This is a genomic window from Pseudomonas sp. EA_65y_Pfl1_P113 (assembly GCF_963970525.1).
Lineage (GTDB): Bacteria > Pseudomonadota > Gammaproteobacteria > Pseudomonadales > Pseudomonadaceae > Aquipseudomonas > Aquipseudomonas tritici.
Map to the genome: position 1 here is coordinate 185,536 of NZ_CAXAQM010000001.1, position 21,827 is coordinate 207,362.

General features: G+C 60.1%; 18 protein-coding genes. 12 read left to right on the forward strand and 6 right to left on the reverse strand.

Annotation, left to right across the window (positions count from 1 at the left end):
- Positions 1 to 44 precede the first annotated feature (44 nt).
- Both AACY52_RS00920 and edd read right to left on the reverse strand, forming a co-directional pair.
- Positions 45 to 1,001 carry a glucokinase gene (locus AACY52_RS00920; protein ID WP_339417253.1) on the reverse strand — a complete coding sequence of 319 codons (957 nt, stop codon included), beginning with the start codon at positions 999 to 1,001 and terminating at the stop codon, positions 45 to 47.
- Complete coding sequence (edd, locus tag AACY52_RS00925) at positions 998 to 2,824, reverse strand: phosphogluconate dehydratase (RefSeq protein ID WP_339417254.1); 1,827 nt, start codon at positions 2,822 to 2,824, stop codon at positions 998 to 1,000. Before edd ends, AACY52_RS00920 begins: the two co-directional genes overlap by 4 nt.
- A gap of 221 nt (positions 2,825 to 3,045) precedes the next feature.
- Between edd and gap the strand changes: the two genes are divergently transcribed.
- The 6 genes from gap (at position 3,046) to AACY52_RS00955 (ending at position 9,705) form a co-directional block, all read left to right on the forward strand.
- Positions 3,046 to 4,047: a type I glyceraldehyde-3-phosphate dehydrogenase gene (gene gap, locus AACY52_RS00930; protein WP_049711713.1), complete on the forward strand. Its 1,002-nt coding sequence runs from the start codon at positions 3,046 to 3,048 to the stop codon at positions 4,045 to 4,047.
- Between the two features lie 121 nt (positions 4,048 to 4,168).
- On the forward strand, positions 4,169 to 4,687 hold the full coding sequence (locus AACY52_RS00935) for a sigma-70 family RNA polymerase sigma factor (RefSeq protein WP_339417256.1): 519 nt from the start codon (positions 4,169 to 4,171) through the stop codon (positions 4,685 to 4,687).
- A 74-nt stretch (positions 4,688 to 4,761) separates the two neighbouring features.
- Complete coding sequence (locus tag AACY52_RS00940) at positions 4,762 to 5,730, forward strand: FecR domain-containing protein (RefSeq protein ID WP_339417258.1); 969 nt, start codon at positions 4,762 to 4,764, stop codon at positions 5,728 to 5,730.
- A gap of 115 nt (positions 5,731 to 5,845) precedes the next feature.
- Positions 5,846 to 8,410: a TonB-dependent receptor gene (locus tag AACY52_RS00945; protein WP_339560168.1), complete on the forward strand. Its 2,565-nt coding sequence runs from the start codon at positions 5,846 to 5,848 to the stop codon at positions 8,408 to 8,410.
- Positions 8,411 to 8,544: 134 nt separating this feature from the next.
- The gene (locus AACY52_RS00950) at positions 8,545 to 9,153 is read left to right on the forward strand and encodes a biliverdin-producing heme oxygenase (protein WP_339436017.1); all 609 of its coding nucleotides are present in this window, start codon (positions 8,545 to 8,547) and stop codon (positions 9,151 to 9,153) included.
- A 150-nt stretch (positions 9,154 to 9,303) separates the two neighbouring features.
- Positions 9,304 to 9,705, forward strand: a complete 402-nt coding sequence (locus tag AACY52_RS00955) for a YbaN family protein (RefSeq protein ID WP_339417263.1) — start codon at positions 9,304 to 9,306, stop codon at positions 9,703 to 9,705.
- Between the two features lie 219 nt (positions 9,706 to 9,924).
- Here AACY52_RS00955 and AACY52_RS00960 read toward each other — a convergent pair whose 3' ends face one another.
- Positions 9,925 to 10,488 carry an NAD(P)H nitroreductase gene (locus AACY52_RS00960; RefSeq protein WP_339417265.1) on the reverse strand — a complete coding sequence of 188 codons (564 nt, stop codon included), beginning with the start codon at positions 10,486 to 10,488 and terminating at the stop codon, positions 9,925 to 9,927.
- 140 nt (positions 10,489 to 10,628) lie between these two features.
- On the opposite strand from AACY52_RS00960, the gene AACY52_RS00965 reads away from it, so the two are divergent.
- The 6 genes from AACY52_RS00965 to AACY52_RS00990 all read left to right on the forward strand — a co-directional run bounded on the left by AACY52_RS00965 (position 10,629) and on the right by AACY52_RS00990 (position 20,093).
- A complete protein-coding gene (locus AACY52_RS00965) occupies positions 10,629 to 12,056 on the forward strand; it encodes a di-heme oxidoredictase family protein (protein ID WP_339417267.1) in 1,428 nt (475 codons plus the stop codon).
- A gap of 31 nt (positions 12,057 to 12,087) precedes the next feature.
- Positions 12,088 to 13,152 (forward strand): imelysin family protein, encoded by a 1,065-nt coding sequence (locus AACY52_RS00970; protein ID WP_339417268.1) that lies wholly within the window; start codon positions 12,088 to 12,090, stop codon positions 13,150 to 13,152.
- A gap of 2 nt (positions 13,153 to 13,154) precedes the next feature.
- Positions 13,155 to 14,252 carry a DUF1513 domain-containing protein gene (locus AACY52_RS00975; RefSeq protein WP_339417333.1) on the forward strand — a complete coding sequence of 366 codons (1,098 nt, stop codon included), beginning with the start codon at positions 13,155 to 13,157 and terminating at the stop codon, positions 14,250 to 14,252.
- Positions 14,253 to 14,368: 116 nt separating this feature from the next.
- Positions 14,369 to 15,499, forward strand: a complete 1,131-nt coding sequence (locus tag AACY52_RS00980; protein ID WP_339560169.1) for an efflux RND transporter periplasmic adaptor subunit — start codon at positions 14,369 to 14,371, stop codon at positions 15,497 to 15,499.
- A gap of 3 nt (positions 15,500 to 15,502) precedes the next feature.
- Positions 15,503 to 18,532, forward strand: a complete 3,030-nt coding sequence (locus tag AACY52_RS00985) for a multidrug efflux RND transporter permease subunit (protein WP_339455888.1) — start codon at positions 15,503 to 15,505, stop codon at positions 18,530 to 18,532.
- A 124-nt stretch (positions 18,533 to 18,656) separates the two neighbouring features.
- Positions 18,657 to 20,093 (forward strand): hypothetical protein, encoded by a 1,437-nt coding sequence (locus AACY52_RS00990; RefSeq protein WP_339560170.1) that lies wholly within the window; start codon positions 18,657 to 18,659, stop codon positions 20,091 to 20,093.
- A 74-nt stretch (positions 20,094 to 20,167) separates the two neighbouring features.
- Here AACY52_RS00990 and AACY52_RS00995 read toward each other — a convergent pair whose 3' ends face one another.
- From AACY52_RS00995 to AACY52_RS01005, 3 genes are read right to left on the reverse strand one after another with little or no spacing between them, the layout of a single operon-like run.
- Entirely contained in the window at positions 20,168 to 20,395 is a 228-nt protein-coding gene (locus AACY52_RS00995) for a hypothetical protein (RefSeq protein WP_339417275.1), read from the reverse strand.
- A complete protein-coding gene (locus tag AACY52_RS01000) occupies positions 20,392 to 21,111 on the reverse strand; it encodes a lipopolysaccharide kinase InaA family protein (protein WP_339560171.1) in 720 nt (239 codons plus the stop codon). The genes AACY52_RS00995 and AACY52_RS01000 overlap by 4 nt, the downstream gene beginning before the upstream one ends.
- Positions 21,112 to 21,115: 4 nt before the next feature.
- Positions 21,116 to 21,796, reverse strand: coding sequence for a class I SAM-dependent methyltransferase (locus AACY52_RS01005; RefSeq protein WP_339560172.1), 681 nt, complete (start codon positions 21,794 to 21,796; stop codon positions 21,116 to 21,118).
- Positions 21,797 to 21,827: the final 31 nt, after the last annotated feature.

Consider the following 21,827-nt stretch of genomic DNA (forward strand, 5'->3'; position numbering starts at 1 on the left):
TCTCAAGGGCCCCTTCGACTTGCTCGCAATGAGGCCATCACGGCCTACGCAAACGCCTGCTCCAAAGCCACGCCAGCCCCGGTCAATCCAGAATACGGGGCTGTCACCAACCACACCGGAATGCCCTTGAAGTAGTCGCTCATGCAGCCTTTGTCCGCGAAGCTCTTGGCGAAACCGCTGCTGATAAAGAAGTCGGCAAACCTCGGTATCACGCCGCCCACGATGTACACGCCACCGCGCCCGCCGGTGGTCAGCACGTTGTTGCCGGCTACTCGGCCCAGCCAGATGCTGAACTGGTCTAACACTTCCATCGCCACCGGGTCGCCGGCCAGGCCTGCCGCCGTGATGGCTTCGGGCGTGTCCAGCACCGGAGGGTGCCCGTCCACTGCACAAATCGCTCGATACAGGCGCGGCAAGCCGCCTCCGCTCAAGGCGGTTTCGGCGCTGACGTGGCCGATCTCGTTGTAGATGTGCTGCCACAACTGGGTTTCCCGCGGGCTGCTCAAAGGCAGGTCGACATGGCCGCCCTCGCCCGGCAATGCGGCGAAACGCCCGCCGCCCAAATCCAGCAATGTGCCAACACCCAGGCCGGTGCCAGGACCAATCACCACCGCCGGGCGCAACGGCTCCGGCGTGCCTTCGCAGACCACACGAAACTCGTCGGGCTGCAAGCGCGTCATGCCCAAGGCCATGGCCGAGAAGTCGTTGACCAGTAGCAGCTCATCCACCTGCAAGGCTTTACAGAAAGCGGTCTTGCTCAGGCGCCAGTGATTGTTGGTGAATTTAAATTCATCCCCACTCACCGGCCCGGCCACCGACAGGCACACCGCACCGATGTCACCGATTTCCAGGCCTTCTTCCTTGAGATAAACCTTGATCGCCTCTTCGGGGCTGGAATGATCCGCCGTGGCATGCACGCGGATCGAATGCAACGCCTGGTCCCGCCACAACGCGAAACGCGCGTTGGTTCCACCGATATCACCGACCAGCGCTAGCTTCACTTAAGCGTCTCCAGGGCAGAGGTAAAGGCGCTGGCGCCCTGCTCTGCGGAGCTTGCGGCCAAGCGCATAAATGCAAACAGCTCACGACCGGCCCCCACGTTATTGCCCAGAAGGCCCGTGGCAGGCGTGCGCGCTGCAAATGCTTCGGCGTCCACCTTAAGCTCCAAGGTGCCGGTAACGCCATCCACACGAATGATATCGCCATCGCGCACCCGCGCCAGTGGCCCGCCGCTCTGGGCTTCGGGGTTGACGTGAATCGCGGCGGGAATCTTACCCGACGCGCCGGACATACGCCCGTCTGTCACCAATGCCACCTTGAAACCACGGTCCTGCAGTACACCCAGGAACGGCGTCATCTTGTGCAGCTCGGGCATGCCGTTGGAGCGCGGGCCCTGGAAGCGCATTACCGCGACGAAATCTTTTTCCAACTGACCGGCCTTGAACGCATCGGCCAGGTCCTGCTGATCCTGGAACACCACCGCCGGCGCTTCGACGATCTGGTGCTCTGGGGCTACAGCAGAGACTTTCATCACACCGCGGCCGAGGTTGCCTTCCATCACACGCAAACCACCTTCCGGCGAGAATGCACGGGCCACGGGACGCAGGATGGTTTCGTCGAGGCTTTCGATCGGACCGTCGCGCCAGACCAGCTCGCCATCCACCAGGAACGGTTCCTGGATATAACGGCTCAGGCCCTTGCCAGCCACGGTGTTGACGTCTTCATGGAGCAGGCCGGCTTCAAGCAGTTCACGGATCAGGAACGACATGCCGCCCGCCGCCTGGAAGTGGTTGATGTCCGCCTTGCCGTTCGGATACACGTGAGACAGGGTCGGCACCACCTCGGAGAGGTCGGCCATGTCCTGCCAGGTGAGAATAATGCCCGCCGACATGGCGATAGCCGGCATGTGCAGCGTGTGGTTGGTGGAACCGCCGGTGGCGTTGAGGGCAACGATGGAGTTGACGATGGACTTCTCGTCGACGATCTCGCCGATCGGCGTGAAGCTGCCGTTGGCCTTGGTCAGGCGCGTGACCTGGTGCGCGGCTTCGCGGGTCAGGGCGTCACGCAGCGGCGTGTACGGGTTGACGAACGAGGCGCCCGGCAAGTGCAGGCCCATCACTTCCATCAGCAATTGGTTGGTGTTGGCAGTGCCGTAGAAGGTGCAGGTGCCAGGGCTGTGGTAGGACTTCATCTCCGACTCCAGCAGCTCTTCGCGGGTCGCCTTGCCTTCGGCATAGCGCTGGCGAACATCGGCTTTCTGTTTGTTGGAGATGCCCGACGGCATCGGGCCGCCCGGGACGAAGATCATCGGCAGGTGGCCGTAGCGCAGTGCGCCCATCATCAAGCCGGGGACGATCTTGTCGCAGATGCCGAGCATCAGCGCCGCGTCAAACATGTTGTGGGACAGCGCTACCGCCGTGGACATGGCAATCACTTCACGGCTGAGCAGGCTCAGCTCCATACCGGGCTCGCCTTGGGTCACGCCGTCGCACATGGCGGGGGTGCCACCGGCGAACTGGCCGACCGAACCGACTTCGCGCAGGGCTTTCTTGATCTGTTCCGGGAAGTGTTCGTACGGCTGATGCGCCGAGAGCATGTCGTTATATGCCGAAACAATTGCCACGTTGGCGGCATTCATCATACGCAGGCTATTTTTATCTTCAGTGCCGCAACCGGCCACGCCGTGGGCGAAGTTGGCGCATTGCAGCTTACCGCGCATCGGACCGTCGATGGCTGCACCGCGAATGAGCGCAAGGTAAGCCTCGCGAGTGGCGCGGCTGCGGGCGATAAGCCGTTCGGTGACCTCAAGAACGCGGGGATGCATGTGTAGAACTCCAGGCTAACGGATATGGCGACCCTCGTTCCTGGGTTGATCAAACGCCCGCAGCGCATGGGATGGCAGGTAGGCATTTGGATCATCGGACCAGTTGATTCAGGTCACTCGTTGTAGATTGAACAAAATATTGCCACTAAAAAGGCTTGTTTTCTATTTTTATGCGAATAATCTTGTAATTCTTACAACAAATCGACGACAGGCACTCTCCAATGACTCTTCGTATCGCAATCAATGGTTTTGGCCGTATCGGCCGTAATGTCCTGCGCGCACTGTATACCCAAGGCTACCGCCAGGATTTGCAGATCGTCGCCATCAACGATCTGGGCGACAGTTCGATCAACGCCCACCTGCTCAAATACGACACAGTGCATGGCACTTTCGAAGCAGAGGTCGCACACGATCAGGAAAGCCTGACCGTCAATGGTGACCGGATTGCCGTCAGTGCCATTCGCAACCCGGCCGACCTGCCATGGGCTGCACACAAGATCGACGTGGTGTTCGAATGCACCGGTCTATTCACTGACCGTGACAAGGCTGCCGCCCATATTACCGCTGGCGCGCGCAAGGTGATCATCTCTGCACCGGCCAAGGGCGCGGACGCCACTGTGGTCTACGGCGTGAACCATGACATTTTGCGTCAATCCCACCAGATCATCTCCAACGCCTCGTGCACCACCAACTGCCTGGCGCCTGTGGCCCAAGTACTGCACCGCGAGCTGGGTATCGAAAGCGGCCTGATGACCACGATTCACGCCTACACCAACGACCAGAACCTCACCGACGTCTACCACACCGACCCGTACCGCGCGCGGTCGGCCACTCAGAACATGATCCCGAGCAAGACCGGCGCGGCTGAAGCGGTCGGCCTGGTGCTGCCGGAACTGGCGGGCAAACTGACCGGCATGGCCGTGCGGGTGCCGGTGATCAACGTGTCGCTGGTGGACCTCACCGTACAGCTGAAGAAAGAAGCCACTGCCGAACAGGTCAACGCGCTGCTCAAAGAAGCCAGCCAGCACTCGAAGATCCTCGGCTACAACACCCTGCCGCTGGTTTCCAGTGACTTCAACCACAACCCGCTGTCGTCGATCTTCGATGCCAATCACACCAAGGTCAGTGGCAAGTTGCTGAAAGTGCTGGCGTGGTACGACAACGAGTGGGGCTTCTCCAACCGTATGCTGGATAACTGCCTGGCGCTGTGCAACGCCGAGTAATCCAGTGGGAGCGGGCTTGCTCGCTCCCACAACTTTCCTGTGCCAAACCGCTCAAAGTGCCCCTTGCCATTTAAGTTGATGATAAGCATTATCATTAACTGAATATCGGTCTGGTATCACTGTGAGCCAATCTCGCTTCAACCAAGTCTTTCTCACCCAACGGGTGATTCTGCTTCGCACCTTGCAGCGGATGGTGAATAACCACAGCACCGCCGAGGACCTGTTGCAGGAAACCTACCTGCGCGTCACCCGGGCCCTGAGCGAGCGGCCGATCGATCACCTTGAACCTTTTGTCTATCAGACGGCGCGCAACCTGGCGCTGGATCACCTGCGCGCGCGTCGGATCCAGGCACGCACGTTGCAGGAAGATGTCCCGCTGGACGTTCTGCAAAGCGTCGCCGCCCCTATCAGTACACCCGAGGACGCCACCCAGGCCGAGCAAATGCTTGAGGCCCTGAGCGTCAGCCTGGGCCAGTTGAGCGCCCGTCAGCAGCAGATTTTCATCCTCAGCCGCCTGCATGGTTGCAGCTACCAGCAGATTGCTGATCAGTTGCACGTGTCCTTGAGCACCGTGCAAAAGGAACTGAAATTGATCATGGCCATCTGTGTAGGTGTGGCTGAACGGCTGGATCGGCCTTAAGCTTCACCCGACAGAAGCGTCGGCACAGGCTGTACGAAAGTTGAATAGAACGTGGCGAAGACCCGAGGAACACCGTGACGGACCCGAATAAACTGCGGCCACATGAGCTGGCTCATGAGGTGTTGCAAGACACGGCTATGGACCAAGCCCTCGACTGGCTGATCGCCTTGCAGTGCCCGCAGCCCGGGCAGCAGGCCGAATTTGAAGCCTGGCTGACGCGTGACCCGGCTCACGTCCGCGCCTTCGGTAAGGCCCAGGCAGCCTGGGGTGGCGCGCCGGTACACAGCGCCGCCGTTGCCCTGGCCGTGCCACGCAAGCCCAGCGCCTGGCGCCGGGTCAAACCGCATTGGAAACCGTTGGCCACCGCCGCCGTGCTGTTGATCGGCCTGTTCAGCTTCAGCGACCTGCCGGTACGTCTGCAAGCTGACCACCTCACCGTGGTGGGCGAACGCCAGCGCCTGCAATTGGACGACGGTTCGAAGGTGTTGCTCAACACCAACTCGGCGTTTTCCAGCAGCATCAAGGGCCACCAGCGCATCGCCCGCCTGTATCAGGGCGAGGCGTTTTTCGACGTCGTGCCCAGTCATGGCCTGCCCCTGGAAATCGACGCCGGCCCCGTACGTGCCAGCGTACGCGACACCACTTTCGCCGTGCGCTACCTCAACGGTGAAGCCCAAGTGCAAGTGCAGCGCGGCGATGTCGACCTGAGCAATACCTTCGACGATGCCCGCGTGCGCCTGAGCGCCGGTGAAAGTATCCGCATCGGGCCCAACGGCTTCGGCCAGCCTGCCAAGCTGGACGCCAACAAAGACCTGGCCTGGGTACAAGGCCGGCTGATCTTCGAAAACTGTCCGATGAGCGAAGTGCTCGCCGAACTGCGCCGCTATTACCCCGGCTGGATCGTCAACACCAACGACCGGCTCGCCAGCGTCGCCGTCACCGGCAATTACCGCCTCGACCAGCCCCTGGACGTCGTGCGTTCACTGGCTCACATCACCTCGGCCAAGCTGTCGGAATACCCGGCGCTGGTGATCTTGAACTAAATGAGAATTATTTTTACTCGATAGCTGTCGGTGGTACGTCTCGTCTTAGCCAATGCAACTGATTCCTATTTGTCTCAGTTCGCAACTATAAGATTCGTATCCCGGAGCGCTCTCGATGTCCTCTTGTTTCAACCGCCGGTCCTCCTCGCCCGTCCTGTCCTTGCTGACAGCGGCTATCCTACTGGCCGCTGCGCCAGTGATGACGGCCGCTGCTGCCGAACCTGCGCCGCGCAGCCATGGCAACTACACCTTCAGCATCGAGCAGCAGCCGCTGGTCTCGGCACTCAACGCCTTTACCGCCGTAACCGGTTGGCAAGTCGGCCTGCCAGCGGAACTCGGCCAGGGCGTATCGTCCCCTGGCGCACGCGGCCCGTTGTCGCCGGAAAAAGCCCTGGATCGGCTGTTGGTGGGGACCAACTTGAGCTACCGCAAACTGGGCAACAACAACATCGTCCTGGAAAAGCGCGCAGCGGGGAGCACCCTCAACCTGCAGCAGGTGACTATCAGCGCCACCCGTAACGAGCAGGATGTAAATAGCGTGCCGAGCAGCGTCAGCGTGTATGAACGTGAGGAGCTGGACCGCCAGAACGTGAACACCCTTCGCGAGCTGGTGCGTTACGAGCCCAACGTCTCAGTGGGCGGCGCCGGCGGCCGGGCGAGCAACTCGGGCTACAACATTCGTGGCATTGACGGCGACCGCATCCTCACACAGGTGGATGGCGTGGAAGTGCCGGACAATTTCTTCAACGGCCCTTACGCCAAGACCCGCCGCAATTACGTGGACCCGGAAATCGTCAAGCGCGTGGAAATCCTGCGCGGCCCGGCCTCGGCCCTGTATGGCAGCAGCGCCATTGGTGGCGCCGTCAGCTATTTCACCCTCGACCCGGATGACATCATCAAGCCCGGCCAGGACGTCGGCGCCCGCCTGAAGACCGGCTACAGCTCCGCCGACGAGAGCTGGTTGACCTCCGCCACCGTCGCCGGGCGCGTACAGGACTTCGACGGCTTGCTGCACCTGAGCCAGCGTAATGGTCACGAAATGGAATCCTACGACGGCAACAACGCCACGGGCCTGGCGCGTACCGGTGCCAACCCCGAGGATGCGCGCACCACTAACGTGCTGGCCAAGCTGGGTTGGAATTATGGCGATGACAACCGACTGGACCTGACTTACGAGAAGTTCAAGGACGATCGCGACGTCAACCTCAAGAATGCCGTGGGCGGCCCGTTCACAGGCGGGCGCGGCTTCAACTTCTACCGGGCGCGGTCGGGCAACGACACCATCACCCGTGAACGTTTCGGTATCGAAAACCGCTTCGCCCTCGAATCGCCGATTGCCGATCACATCAAGACCAGCCTCAACTACCAGATCGCCAAGACCGACCAGACCACCGCCGAGATCTACCAGCCATCACGGCGTGTATTGCGCACCCGCGAAACCCTTTATGAAGAAAAACAGTGGGTGTTCGACGCACAGCTGGATAAGACCTTCAGCCTGGGTGAAACCGATCACCAACTCACCTATGGCACCACCCTCAAACAACAGAAAGTCACCGGCTCCCGCGAAGGCGCCGCCACCTGCCTGGCGGTCGGCAGCGGTTGCACGGCCATCGGCGCACCCAGCCCGATGGCCAGCGACAGCGTGAAAAAAGCCAGCGACTTCCCGGACCCGACTACCAACACTTACTCGCTGTTCGCGCAGGACCAGATCACTTGGGACAAGTGGACCTTCCTGCCCGCGGTGCGCTATGACTACACCCAACTCAAGCCCAAGTTAACTGAAGCGTTCCTCAACACCGTCGACCCGACGCGGATCTACGCCCACAGTGACAAGGAAAAAACCTGGCACCGTGTGACGCCCAAATTCGGCCTGACCTACGCGCTGACCGATCACTACACCTGGTTTGGTCAATACGCTGAAGGCTTCCGCACACCGTCTGCCAAAGCCTTGTACGGCCGCTTCGAAAACCTGCAGCAGGGCTACACCGTCGAGCCCAACCCGGACCTCAAGCCGGAAAGCAGCAAGGGCGTGGAAACCGGGATTCGTGGCAACTTCGATTCCGGTTCGTTTGATATCGCCGTGTTCTACAACAAATACCGCGATTTTATCGACGAGGACGCCTCCGTCGCCGGCAGCACCTCACAGCAATTCGAAGCCAACAACATCAAGCACGCCACCATCAAGGGGATCGAAGCCAAAGGGCGCCTGAACCTTGACGCGTTTGGCGCACCGCAAGGCATGTACACCCAGGGTTCGGTGGGCTACACCTATGGCCGCAACGACGATAATGGCGAGGCGCTCAACAGCGTCAACCCGCTCAAGGGCGTATTCGGCCTAGGCTACGACCAGGACAACTACGGTGGCCTGCTGAGCTGGACCCTGGTGAAAAAACAGAATCGCGTCGACAGCACCACCTTCCATGCGCCTGACGGCAGCACCACTGGCCCCTTCAAGACCCCAGGCTTCGGCATTGTCGACCTGACCGCCTTCTATAAGGTCACCCACGACGTGACCCTCAACGGTGGTCTTTACAACCTGACCGACAAGAAGTACTGGAACTGGGATGACGTGCGCAGCTACGACGGCGTCGGCGAGGCCGGTGTGACCTCGCCCGCCAACCTCGACCGCCTGACCCAGCCGGGTCGCAACGTTGCGATCAACGTGGTCTGGGACATCTGACCCGCACCACTCACCTCGTCGAAATTTCATCGCCGGGGTGAGGATTTTTTACTGTGCCGCGTCTTCTTGTTCGTCTAGTTGATAACCGCTCTCTTTAAGAGCAATAAGGCGCTCCCCTTCTCAAGGACTTATTCATGACCGCTTCTCCTACCGCAGAACGTCCAAGCCTGCGCTCCCAGCGCCTGAACCAGATCACGAACGAGCCGCACACCAAGCTCGACGCATTGGTCAAAGCCCACGCGCCGTTCGAGACCCAGGCCAACTTCGCGCGTTTCGTGGTGGCGCAGTATCTGTTCCAGTCGGAATTGGTGGCCCTTTACAACGATGCCGAACTGATCAAGATCGTGCCGGACCTGGCGGAGCGCTGCCGTGCCGACGCCGCCAAGCAGGACCTGGCCGACCTGGACACCGAAGTGCCTGCGCCGGTGGCTGGCGCCGTGAAGAACCCGAGCAAGGCCGAAGCCCTCGGCTGGCTGTTCGTTTCCGAGGGCTCCAAGCTGGGCGCTGCGTTCCTGATCAAGCGCGCCGTGGGCCTGGGCCTGAGCGAAACCTTCGGTGCCCGCCACTTGGGTGAACCGGCCGGCGGTCGTGCCGAAGGCTGGAAGCGCTTCACCCGCACCCTCGACGCCTTGGAGTTCAGCGCCGAAGAGGAAGCCGCAGTGGAAAAAGGCGCGGTCGACGCGTTTGTACGCTTCACCATCTTGCTGGAACAGGCGTACGCTAGCGCCCCTGAACTGGCCTGATTCCTGGATTGAGGGAGCGGGCTTACTCGCGAATACGGTGTATCAGCCACGTATCAGGTGACTGTCACTCTGCTTTCGCGAGCAAGCCCGCTCCCACATTTTGGCCCAGTTCAAATCTGATTTTTTTGCTGCCCTCACTTGCACGAATCCATGACCCGCAAACCCCAATCCACCTCGAAAATCGCGCAGATCCTCTTTGGCCTGCTGGCCTACGTCAGCCTGGGCATCGGATTGGTGGCGATCGTCATCCCGGGTTTGCCCACCACCGAGTTCATCCTGTTGGCCGCCTGGGCCGCCACCAAAAGTTCACCGCGCCTTAGCGCCTGGCTGGAAAACCACCGGCTGTTCGGGCCGATCCTGTCCAACTGGCGCAACGGCAAGATCATCACGCGGCGGGCCAAGGTCAGCGCCACCGTGAGCATGCTGCTCTGCGCGATTCTGATGCTGGCGATACTCGACCACGGCTGGCCGATCTACCTGGCGATTGCCGGCATGAGCCTGGGCAACCTGTGGATCTGGTCACGCCCGGAACGGCTTACCCCCCCCACATAACGCTGCCTGTAGGCATTCACCTACCGCGCATGAATTGATTTATGACGCCGATGTTTCGAACATAGCGCTGAGTGGCGCCCCTGCATTCGAGCCAAATTCAAAGACGCCCTCTGTGGGAGCGGGCTTGCCTGCGATGGCGGTGCATCAGCAACACATCATTGACTGACCCACCGCCATCGCAGGCAAGCCAGCTCCCACATAAAGCAGATTCGCAGCGACTTAACGACCGGGCCAGGCTTGAACAAACGCCGCCACATCCTCTTTCGGCGCAGTACGCGGCGGATTTTGCGGCGTACCCAGATACAGGAAACCAATCACTTCCTCATCCGCCGTCAGCCCCAGGCCTTTAGCAACGTGCGCCGAGTAGGACAATTCGCCAGTGCGCCACACCGCACCAATTCCCTGGGCGTAGGCCGCCAACAGGATCCCATGGGCAGCGCAGGCCGCAGCCAGCAGTTGCTCGGACTTCGGCACCTTGAAATGTTCCTGCAAGTGGGCAATCACCACCACCACCAACGGCGCACGCAGCGGGCCATTCTGGGCTTTGTCGATGGCGGCTTGCGGCGCTTCAGCGTCTTGCAGGCGCGCCGCCTCAGCCAGCAACGTGCCCATTTGCTCGCGGGCGGCGCCTTCCACCGTCAGGAAACGCCAAGGGCGCAACTGCCCGTGGTCGGGCGCCCGCATGGCGGCGGCGAACAGCACGTCGCGCTGCTCCTGGGTCGGGGCCGGTTCCAGCAAGCGCGGCACGGAAACACGGTTGAGCAAAGCGTCGAGAGCCTGCATTGGCCACCTCCAGAGAAAAATGTGCGGTCATTCTAGCGGGAATGAATCGGGATGCCACTAAACGATAATTGCTCTTATTCATTGCGCCCTGCCCTGTTAGACTTTGCGCCCATAATTTGCGCATTCGCTTAGGGCTTTCGATGTTCCGTCCGTTTTTTCGCCTGTCCGCAGTACTGCTGTCCTTGAGCCTGACGGCCTGCGATGACGCACCCAGGTTCACCAAGGCCGAGCCCGGTGAATCACGGGCGGGCGGCGCAGCGACGGTGAACAAGCGCGACCAGAACGCGTTTTCCCTGCCTTCGGCCAACTTGTCAGCCACACGGCGCCTGGATTTCAGCGTGGGCAACAGCTTCTTTCGCAGCCCATGGGTGATCGCGCCGTCCACCACCACGGCGCGTGATGGCCTGGGCCCGTTGTTCAATACGAATGCCTGCCAGAACTGCCATATAAAAGACGGCCGTGGGCACCCACCGTTGCCCGACGCACCGAATGCGGTGTCGATGCTGGTGCGCCTGTCCATTCCAAGTAGCCCTGCGTATGCCAAGCTGATCGAACAGATCGGCGTAGTGCCCGAACCGGTCTACGGCGGGCAACTGCAAGACATGGCCGTGCCCGGCGTTGCGCCCGAAGGCAAGGTGCGGGTCGACTACACGCCGGTCAACGTTACCTTCAAGGACGGCACGGTAGTCGAACTGCGCAAGCCGGCCCTGCAATTCACCCAGCTTGGCTACGGCCCGATGCATCCGGATACACGCTTCTCCGCGCGCATCGCCCCGCCGATGATCGGCCTGGGCCTGCTGGAAGCCATCAGCGACGCCGATATCCTGCGCAACACTGACCCCAAGACCGCCGACAAAGAAGCCATCGTCGGCCGCGCCAATTGGGTCTGGGACGACGCCCAGCAAAAAACCGTGCTGGGGCGTTTCGGCTGGAAAGCCGGGCAACCCAACCTCAATCAACAAAATATTCACGCGTTTTCTGGTGATATGGGCCTCACCACGTCCCTGAGACCGTTCGATGACTGCACCGAGGCTCAAGTCGCCTGCAAGCAGGCGCCCAACGGCAATGGCCCCGACGGCGAGCCTGAAGTCAGCGACAACATTCTGCGCCTGGTGCTGTTTTACACCCGCAACCTGGCGGTGCCAGTGCGCCGCGACGTCAACTCGCCGCAAGTGCTGGCCGGTAAAAACCTGTTCTATCAAGCCGGCTGCCAGGGTTGTCACACACCCGCGTTCACCACGGCTGCCAATGCCGCCGAACCTGAGCTGGCCAGCCAAGTGATCCGCCCTTACAGCGACCTGCTGTTGCACGATATGGGCGACGGATTGACCGACAACCGTAGCGAATTCAAGGCCGGTGGCCGCGACTGGCGCACGCCGCCGTTGTGGGGCATTGGCCTGACGGAGACCGTGAGTGGCCACACCCAGTTCTTGCATGACGGCCGCGCGCGCAACCTGCTCGAAGCCGTGCTGTGGCACGGCGGCGAAGCACAAGCGGCGCAGCAGCATGTGTTGTCTTTCAATGCCGAGCAGCGCGCTGCGTTGCTGGCGTTCCTGAATTCTCTATAAGCTTTGCCCCAATTACAGAAGGGAGCTCGACATGTTCCGTCCCAAGTTGTTGTTCACCAGCCTTGCCGCACTCGCCCTCGGCGCTTGCTCACCGCAAGACCCGCAAGCAGTGACCTCGGCGGCTATCGCCAAGCAAGTGATTTTGCCGACGTACAGCCGTTGGGTTGAAGCAGACCGCCAACTGGCCGTCAGCGCGCTGGCTTACTGCCAAGGCAAGGAAAGCCTGGACACCGCCCGCGCCGACTTCCTGCATGCGCAAAAGGCCTGGGCCGAGTTGCAACCGCTGCTGATCGGCCCGATGGCCGAGGGCAACCGTGCTTGGCAGGTGCAGTTCTGGCCGGACAAGAAGAACCTGGTCGGCCGCCAAGTCGAACAACTGGTCGCCAGCCAGCCACAGATCGACGTCGCGGCCCTGGCCAAGTCCAGCGTGGTCGTGCAAGGCCTGTCGGCCTACGAATACATCCTCTACGACGCCAAGACCGACATCGCCGACGACGCTCAGAAAGCCCGTTACTGCCCGCTGCTGGTGGCTATCGGCGACCGTCAGAAGGCCCTGGCCGAAGAAATCCTGGCCAGCTGGAACAGCACCGACGGCATGCTTGCGCAGATGACCAAGTTTCCTAACCAGCGCTACGCGGACTCCCACGAGGCCATCGCTGACCTGCTGCGCGTCCAGGTGACCGCACTGGACACCCTGAAGAAAAAACTCGGCACGCCGATGGGCCGCCAGACCAAGGGTATCCCGCAGCCATTCCAGGCCGATGCGTGGCGCAGCCAGTCGTCCCTGCAAAGCCTCGAGGCCAGCCTCGCGGCGGCCCAGACTGTGTGGGTCGGCGTCGACAACAAAGGCCTACGCGGCCTGTTGCCTGCCGAGCAGAAGCCGTTGGCCGACAAGATCGATGCCGCCTATGCCGCGTCGCTGAAGCTGTTCGACAGCAACCAGCGTACCTTCAACGAACTGCTGGCCGACGACGCCGGACGCCAGCAGCTCAACGACATTTATGACAGCCTCAACGTTGTCCACCGCCTGCACGAAGGCGAGCTGGCCAAAGCGCTGGGCATCCAACTGGGCTTCAATGCCAACGACGGTGACTGATGATGCTCAGGCGACAGGCTTTGGCGGTTGGCAGCATGCTGCTCAGTGCGCTCACCTTGGGTGGCTGGACGCTGTTCAAAAGCAAAGACAAAAGCCCGCTGCTGCTCTCGGCGCGCGATGATGCGGACGGCAAGCACTACGCTGTGGGCTATCGCCTGGACGGCAAGCAAGTGTTTGCCACCCAGGTCGGCCAGCGCTGTCACGACATCATCAACCACCCGACGCTGCCCATTGCGCTGTTTGTTGCCCGTCGCCCAGGCACTGAGAGTTATCTGATCGACCTGCGCAGTGGTGCGCTGCTGCAAACCATCACCTCCCATGCCAATCGCCACTTCTATGGCCATGCGGTCATTCACAAAAGCGGCGACTGGCTGTACGCCACCGAAAACGACACGTCCGACCCCGGCCGTGGCCTGCTCGGTGTGTACAGGTTCGAAGGCGAGCGGCTGGTGCACAGTGGCGAGATTTCCACCCATGGGATCGGCCCACATCAGGTGTCGTGGATGCCCGACGGCGAAACCCTGGTGGTGGCCAACGGCGGCATTCGCACCGAAGCCGAAAGCCGCGTGGAGATGAACCTCAACGCCATGGAACCGAGTCTCGTGCTGATGCACCGCGACGGTACGCTGATCAGTAAGGAAACCCTCGGCCAGCAGATGAACAGCGTGCGCCATATGGGGATCGCCAGCGATGGCACCATCCTTACCGGGCAGCAGTTCATGGGGCCGTCCCAGGAGCGTTCCGAATTGTTGGCGATCAAGCGACCGGGCCAGCCTTTCGTCGCGTTCCCGGTGGCCGATGAGCAGTTGCAGTCGATGGGGCACTACACCGCCAGCGTCGCGGTGCACAGCGAATTGCGCTTGGTGGCGTTGACCGCCCCACGGGGCAACCGCTTCTTTATCTGGGACATGGACAGTGGCGAACTGCGCCTGGATGGACCATTACCCGACTGTGCCGGTGTCGGTGCCGTCGAGGATGGTTTTGTCGTGACCTCGGGCCAAGGCCGTTGCCGGTTCTACGATTGCCGTCAGAAACAGTTGGCAGCAAAACCGTTGGAATTGCCGGCAGGGCTCTGGGATAACCATCTGCATCTGATCTGACGCGCCCCTCTGAACAGGGCCAGTCCTGGCCCTGTTCCCGGTGATAAACACCGTCTGGAATACCCACTACACTTCTACAAAAAATCGCCTGCCAATGTTTTCCAGGGAATCGGAATATGCTGCGCCGTCGCATGCTGATCATGTTGGGTATTGTCCTGTTAATCGTCCTGCTGCTGGGGGGCTACAAAGCCTTTTCCATCTACCAGCAGATCCAGGTCTTTTCCAAGCCAAAACCGGCGGTCAGCGTGGCGGTCGCGACGGTGGTCGAACAATCCTGGCAACAGCGCCTTCCATCCGTCGGCTCACTCAAAGCCTTACAAGGTGTGAACCTGAGCCTGGAGGTGGCTGGCACGGTCAAGGACGTGCACTTCGAGTCCGGGCAGAAGGTCAAGGCCGGACAACCGCTGGTGCAACTCGACAGCGCAGTGGAAAGGGCCCTGCTGGAAACCGCCCAGGCGGACCTCGGGCTGGCCCAGCTGGATTACGGTCGCGGCAGCCAACTGGTGGGCAGCCAGGCCATCTCCAAAGGCGAGTTCGACCGCCTCTTCGCGCAACGGCAAAAGAACAAGGCCACAGTCAATCAATTCAAGGCTTCGCTGGCGAAAAAACACATTGTCGCGCCCTTCAGCGGCACCATCGGCATTCGCCAGGTGGATGTGGGTGACTACCTGGCCAGTGGCACGGTGATCGCTACCTTGCAAGACATCAGCAGCCTCTACGTCGACTTCTATATCCCCGAACATGCCGTGCCCAAGGTCGCCCTCGGGCAAGCCGTGCAGGTGCAAGTGTCGGCTTACCCGGGCCAGCAATTCTCCGGCAAGGTCAGTGCAATCAACCCCAAGGTCGAGAACAGCACGCGCAACGTGTTGGTGCGCGCCACCTTGGCCAATCCTGACGGCAAGCTGCTGCCCGGCATGTTCACCCGCCTGGACGTGATGCTGCCCAATCCCGCCCTGCAAATCGTGGTACCGGAAGGCGCGATCACCTACACCCTCTACGGCAACTCGGTGTACGCCGTGGCCGAGAAAAAAACCGAGCGTGGTGAGGTCGAAAAAGACACCAATGGCAAGCCGCTGCTGATCGCCGAACGGCGGTTCGTCGAGACCGGTGAGCGGCGCGGCGGCCTGGTGCTGGTGAGCAAAGGCCTGAAAGCCGGTGAGCAGGTGGTCAGCGCCGGCCAGTTAAAACTGGACAACGGCACGCCCATCGCCATCAGCCCGGACAAAAACCTGCCGGCAGGGCACTAAGCCATGAAGTTCACAGACGCCTTTATCCGTCGTCCGGTGCTGGCCATGGTGGTCAGCCTGCTGATTGTGCTGCTGGGTTTGCAGGCCTACAGCAAGCTGCCGCTGCGCCAGTACCCGCGTATGGAAAACGCCCTGATCACGGTGACCACCGCCTACCCCGGTGCGAACGCCGAGACCATCCAGGGCTATATCACCCAACCGCTGCAGCAAAGCCTGGCCAGCGCCGAAGGCATCGACTACATGACCTCGGTGAGTCGCCAGAACTTTTCGGTGATCTCGATCTACGCGCGCATCGGCTCCAACAGCGACCGCCTGTTCACCGAATTGCTGGCCAAGGCCAACGAGGTGAAGAATAAACTGCCGCAAGACGCCGAAGACCCAGTGTTAAGCAAAGAGGCCGCTGACGCCTCGGCACTGATGTACATCAGCTTCTCCAGCCAGCAACTGAGCAACCCGCAGATCACCGATTACCTGTCACGGGTGATCCAGCCCAAGCTCGCCACCCTGCCGGGCATGGCCGAGGCGGAGATTCTGGGCAACCAGGTGTTCGCCATGCGCATCTGGCTCGACCCGGTGAAACTGGCAGGCTTTGGCCTAAGCGCCAGCGACATCACCGACGCCGTGCGCCGCTACAACTTCCTGTCCGCCGCCGGCGAGGTGAAGGGCGAGTTCGTGGTCACCAGCATCAACGCCAACACCGACCTCAAGTCCGCCGACGCCTTTGGTGCGATCACCGTCAAAACCGACGGCGACAGCCGCGTCCTGTTGCGCGACGTGGCCCGGGTGGAAATGGGCGCGGAGAACTACAACGCCATCAGCTCGTTTGGCGGAACGCCGTCGGTGTACATCGGCATCAAGGCCACGCCCAGCGCCAACCCGCTGGATGTGATCAAGGAAGTGCGCAAGATCATGCCGGAGTTGGAATCGCAGCTCCCACCCAACCTCAAGGCGGAAATTGCCTACGACGCCACGCTGTTTATCCAGGCGTCCATCAACGAGGTGGTCAAGACCCTGTTTGAAGCCATATTGATCGTGATCGTCGTGGTATTCCTGTTTCTGGGCGCCCTGCGTTCAGTGGTGATCCCGGTGATCACCATCCCGTTGTCGATGATCGGTGTGCTGTTTTTCATGCAATTGATGGGCTACTCGATCAACCTGCTAACCCTGTTGGCCATGGTGTTGGCCATCGGCCTGGTGGTGGACGATGCCATCGTGGTGGTAGAAAACATTCACCGGCATATCGAGGACGGCAAGACACCGCTGGATGCGGCACTGGAAGGCGCGCGGGAGATTGCCCTGCCGGTGGTGTCGATGACCGTCACCCTGGCGGCGGTGTATGCGCCCATTGGTTTTCTCGAAGGGCTCACCGGCGCACTGTTCAAGGAGTTCGCCCTGACCCTGGCGGGAGCGGTGATCATCTCCGGCATTGTTGCCCTGACCTTGTCGCCGATGATGTGCGCGCTGCTGTTGCGCCATGATGAAAACCCTTCGGGCCTGGCCCATCGCCTCGACCGGATTTTCGACAGCCTCAAGCGCCGCTACCAGAGCATGCTGCATGGCACCCTGAACACACGGCCGGTGGTGATCGTGTTTGCGTTGATCGTACTGTGCCTGATCCCGGTGTTCCTCAAGTTTACCCAGTCGCAACTGGCTCCCGACGAAGACCAGGGCATCATTTTCATGATAGCCAGCGCACCGCAGCCGACCAACCTGGAATACCTCAACACCTACACCGACGAATTCATCAAGATCTTCAAGGCGTTCCCGGAGTACTACTCGTCGTTCCAGATCAACGGCTTCAACGGTGTGCAATCGGGCATCGGTGGCTTCCTGCTCAAACCGTGGAACGAGCGCGACCGCACCCAGATGCAGATACTTCCCGAGGTGCAAAGCCGTCTGGAGCAGATTCCGGGCCTGCAAGTATTCGGCTTCAACCTGCCCTCCCTGCCGGGCACGGGCGAAGGATTGCCGTTTGGGTTTGTGATCAACACGGCCAACGATTATGCCTCGTTGCTCGAAGTGGCCAACCGCGTGAAGAAACGCGCGATGGAATCCGGCAAGTTTGCCTTCGTCGATATCGACTTGGCATTCGACAAACCCGAAGTGGTGGTGGATATCGACCGCGCCAAGGCGGCGCAGATGGGCGTGTCGATGCAAGACCTCGGCGGCACCCTGGCGACGCTATTGGCCGAAGCGGAAATCAACCGATTCACCCTTGATGGACGCAGCTACAAAGTGATCGCGCAAGTAGAACGCGCCTACCGCGACAACCCCGGCTGGCTGAACAACTACTACGTAAAGAATAACCAGGGCGAACTGCTGCCGTTGTCGACCCTGATCACCCTCACCGACCGCGCTCGTCCTCGGCAGTTGAACCAGTTCCAACAACTCAACTCGGCACTGATCTCGGGGTTTCCCATCGTGAGCATGGGCGAGGCCATTGACACCGTGCGCCAGATCGCCGTCGAGGAAGCCCCACCCGGCTATGCGTTCGACTACAGCGGCGCATCGCGGCAATTCATCCAGGAAGGCACGGCGCTGTGGGTCACGTTTGGCCTCGCCTTGGCAATCATCTTCCTGGTGCTGGCGGCGCAATTCGAGAGCTTTCGTGATCCTCTGGTGATCCTGGTGACAGTGCCGTTGTCGATCTGCGGAGCGCTGATTCCGCTATTCCTGGGCTGGTCGAGCATGAACATCTACACCCAGGTCGGCCTGGTGACGCTGATCGGTTTGATCAGCAAACACGGCATCCTGATCGTGGAATTTGCCAACCAACTGCGCAAAGACAAGGGCCTGACACCACGCCAGGCAGTGGAAGAAGCGGCGGCGATTCGCTTGCGACCGGTATTGATGACCACCGCGGCAATGGTATTCGGCATGGTGCCGTTGATTTTCGCGACAGGGGCAGGCGCGGTGAGCCGGTTTGATATCGGAATGGTGATTGCGACAGGAATGTCCATTGGCACTTTGTTTACGCTGTTTGTATTGCCCTGTGTCTATACGTTGCTTGCCAAACAGGATCGAACGATCTAAACGACGGCTAAGCCCTGCAACGCCTAAAGAATGCCGCTAACTCGACTTTTTACAGACTTCGGAACCAAGGTCCTATCGACCGCCACTACAGGCGCACGATCTAACCTCCAGGTAAAAAGAAGAAATGGAACTCAAACCATCAAACTATGCCGTCCCCCTGAACACTTGCGTAAAAAGCCAGACGCCATCAACCAGCCAGACAAGCGGTGTCTTGGCCACTGAAAAAGACAACGCCGCCCCCCCGTCCCACGCCACTGGCAGGCCGTACGGCGATAATCGAAGCGCTGAGGACATTCTCCAGGCCAATCCCTCATTGGATATCTTCGACAAGATCGACTACCCGAAAGGTTACAAAGAACGACTCTACAAGCAGGTGGGTGACTGGACGCCGAACAACCCCGATCCCAAGTGGAGGGCCGAGGCTGCGTACAACGCTGCCCGAGTGTTCAATTACATCGAATCCGGGAAAGACAGCAGAACGGCCAATAGCAGACCCAACAGTGAGGCGACTGATGGCCTTCAGTGCCCTGGTTACCCACCCCTTGAAGCCAGTAATGCGGAACTAATGGAGAACTTCCTGCAAAACGGCTACTCGGCATTGATAGATCCAGAGGCAGAATCACAAAAGGCGGAAAACGCAGCCATAGAAGCCGAAAAAGCCAGGATAAAAGACCAGCAGAACGCCTCGCAAACGGACACCACCAAGAGCGATGAAACCTCAAGGGCTGAAAACAATATTGACTACGCCCCTAACGGCGCCACCGGAAGACCAAAAGGGGACCGTCGCACAGCAGAACAGATCATCAAGGACAATCCCATCTTGAACAACTTGCCCTCGTCTATTACGAAAGAATCGCTGTTCAAGCATCTGGGTGACTGGACCGGCAGCAATCCGGATCCGGAAAAACGTGCAGATGCAGCCTTTAATGCTGCACGTCTGTTCAATTACATCGATGGCCTCGACGTAAAGGAGTCCGCTAGAAAACCGAGCAAGCAAGGTGACGGCGAGATCACGGGTGAACATCAGGGCCCACTCCCACCGCCCTTCGATGAAGTCACGATTGTGAAAGGCTCTGAGGCCGACCTCGTGAAAAAATTCAGCGAGGAAGGTTACGCAGCCTTGGGCAATCACGGCACTCCGCTTGCCTCAGACAATGAAAAACGCCCTCAGAAAATCCCCCCGTCCCCTTCCGGGCGGCCTGAAGGTGATAAGCGCACAGCTGATCAAATCCTCAACGCTAATCCAATCATTGGCAGGCTGGAAGAGTCCTTGGCTGAAATTCAAGGTGGTGCCAGGATTCTCGAGAAACTGAAGGCACTGACAGGCGACTGGAGCGAGAACAACACAAATGCCGAGTCGCGTGCCAACGCAGCGTACAACATCGCTAAAGTTGCAAACTACCTCGACGCAAACCCCACCTTTTATAGGCTTGACGAGGGGTTTGACGACATCGGTCCTGGCCATCTGACGGGCTTCACAAGTGATGGCGCTAACCCAGACACTGAGGCAAGCGCGCTTATCAACTTTAGCAATAGCGGCTACAACGCGTTAGCGGGTTAAACAGGTAGACACCGACCTACTTTGCAAAAAAAGACCTCGCACTGCGAGGTCTTTTAATGTTGGTTTGAATCGTTTCAACTCTGTGGCCTCATCCCTTGAGACATGCCGAACATAAAGAGCAGTAACTCATGATCAGGCTTGACCGCTGTGCTCGCCTTGGCCACGCGCGGCAACAGGCATTGCCCGCCACTCTGCGTTGCGCTGAGCACCTGTGTGCGAGGTTGCTCCCACGCCGCCAGCGCCAAGGCTGCAACGCCCAGCGCCCCGACCAAAAACAAACCTCGTGCTATTTCTAGCTTCATCTGGTTAAACCCTTGATAGCGCTGCCAAACGCCGTCTCGTAAAAGTAGCTGAGTTTTTTCCAATCGGTATCGTTCCACGACGAATGGCGGCGCAATTGCAGCATGTCATGGGAGGCCGCCCGATAAGCGGTCAAGCGCTGGCGGCATTTCTCGAAATCCAGCAGCGCCACTTCGACATTGGCCGAATCACCTTCGCCTGTCACCCGCACAAAAATATGCTTGATGTACAGACAGCCATGCTGCCAACGCCCCTTGTGCATGCGCGCCAGGGTGCCGGCCAATTCCTTGAGCACGCGTTCATGCACCTGCTCGCCGTATTGCTCGCGGCCACCGGCGGCGTACCAGTTTTCAATTTCGTCAAAGCCATCAAGGGCTGCGGTCACCAGCAGTGCCTGCCAACGGTGCTCGGGGTCGCGGCGTGCCTCGCAAAAGACCATTTCCGCAACGCGTACGTCCAACAGGCGCAGGCCTTTGATGGCATCGCGTTCACGCAGCACGGTGGGACGGCCGAAGGGGTGCAGCCAACTGCGGTAAATATGCCCGGTCTGGCGCTTGCAGTAGAGCAAACGTCCATTGGGACTTATCACGCGCTGCACGCCACTTTCACCGCCGCGCCGGCGGTTGGGCTCCTCGACCCACTCACCCTGCTGGCGCCAGAAATAATCGAATCGCTCTTCGGGCGCTACGTGACTGCCTGCTACGCACTCAACTGCCATCCTGTTACCTCTTGCGTAATACGTACACCCGCCACATGGCGTAGAGCGGTATGAAGTCCAGGGATTCCTGAACACGAAAGCCGGCTTCCTCGAATTCCGCTTCGACAGTAGCAGCCGGTAACACAAATCTGTTTTGGTAACCTTCCTGCTCACCGTTTTTGCGACGCTGCCCTTCGAGACGCTTGCGTTTCCAGGCTTTGAAGTTGCCATCGACCCACAGCGAAATGATCACGCTGTCACGGGTAACGCGCCGAAACTCCCGCAATACCGCCGCCCGATGCGCCGGATCACCAATGTGGTGCAACAGGCGCATACAAAAAATGCTATCCACAGCGTTATCCGGCAGATCGATATCAAACGCAGATGTCTGCAAGGGCCGTACCCGTTTCACCACATCGGCGGGTTGAGCAGCTGTCGCCACCGTCAACATCGAGGCAGAGTTGTCAGCGCCGATGATCACACGGTTGGGTTTTTCGGCCAGCAGCGGCCAGAAGCGCCCTGCACCGCAGGGCAAGTCCAGCACCAAACCAGGCTCACCGGCCATCGCCAACGCGCCACGGGCCAATTGCTCGTCGCGTTTATGGGACAGCCGGCGTGCCAGATTGTCCTGATGCTTGAGCAAATAGTCGTGGGCGTGCTCGTCGTCGTACTTTTTCGAAAATTCGAGCTTTATCGGGGTAGACATCTACGGATCTCCAGTTGCTGATGCCTACAAC

Coding starts and splice junctions, on each gene's coding strand:
- AACY52_RS01005 (WP_339560172.1), bottom strand. CDS start 21,796: ATGTCTACCCCGATAAAGCTCGAATTTTCGAAAAAGTACGACGACGAG.
- gap (WP_049711713.1), top strand. CDS start 3,046: ATGACTCTTCGTATCGCAATCAATGGTTTTGGCCGTATCGGCCGTAAT.
- AACY52_RS00955 (WP_339417263.1), top strand. CDS start 9,304: ATGACCCGCAAACCCCAATCCACCTCGAAAATCGCGCAGATCCTCTTT.
- AACY52_RS00950 (WP_339436017.1), top strand. CDS start 8,545: ATGACCGCTTCTCCTACCGCAGAACGTCCAAGCCTGCGCTCCCAGCGC.
- AACY52_RS00965 (WP_339417267.1), top strand. CDS start 10,629: ATGTTCCGTCCGTTTTTTCGCCTGTCCGCAGTACTGCTGTCCTTGAGC.
- AACY52_RS00990 (WP_339560170.1), top strand. CDS start 18,657: ATGGAACTCAAACCATCAAACTATGCCGTCCCCCTGAACACTTGCGTA.
- AACY52_RS00985 (WP_339455888.1), top strand. CDS start 15,503: ATGAAGTTCACAGACGCCTTTATCCGTCGTCCGGTGCTGGCCATGGTG.
- AACY52_RS00975 (WP_339417333.1), top strand. CDS start 13,155: ATGCTCAGGCGACAGGCTTTGGCGGTTGGCAGCATGCTGCTCAGTGCG.
- AACY52_RS00970 (WP_339417268.1), top strand. CDS start 12,088: ATGTTCCGTCCCAAGTTGTTGTTCACCAGCCTTGCCGCACTCGCCCTC.
- AACY52_RS00980 (WP_339560169.1), top strand. CDS start 14,369: ATGCTGCGCCGTCGCATGCTGATCATGTTGGGTATTGTCCTGTTAATC.
- edd (WP_339417254.1), bottom strand. CDS start 2,824: ATGCATCCCCGCGTTCTTGAGGTCACCGAACGGCTTATCGCCCGCAGC.
- AACY52_RS00945 (WP_339560168.1), top strand. CDS start 5,846: ATGTCCTCTTGTTTCAACCGCCGGTCCTCCTCGCCCGTCCTGTCCTTG.
- AACY52_RS00995 (WP_339417275.1), bottom strand. CDS start 20,395: ATGAAGCTAGAAATAGCACGAGGTTTGTTTTTGGTCGGGGCGCTGGGC.
- AACY52_RS01000 (WP_339560171.1), bottom strand. CDS start 21,111: ATGGCAGTTGAGTGCGTAGCAGGCAGTCACGTAGCGCCCGAAGAGCGA.
- AACY52_RS00960 (WP_339417265.1), bottom strand. CDS start 10,488: ATGCAGGCTCTCGACGCTTTGCTCAACCGTGTTTCCGTGCCGCGCTTG.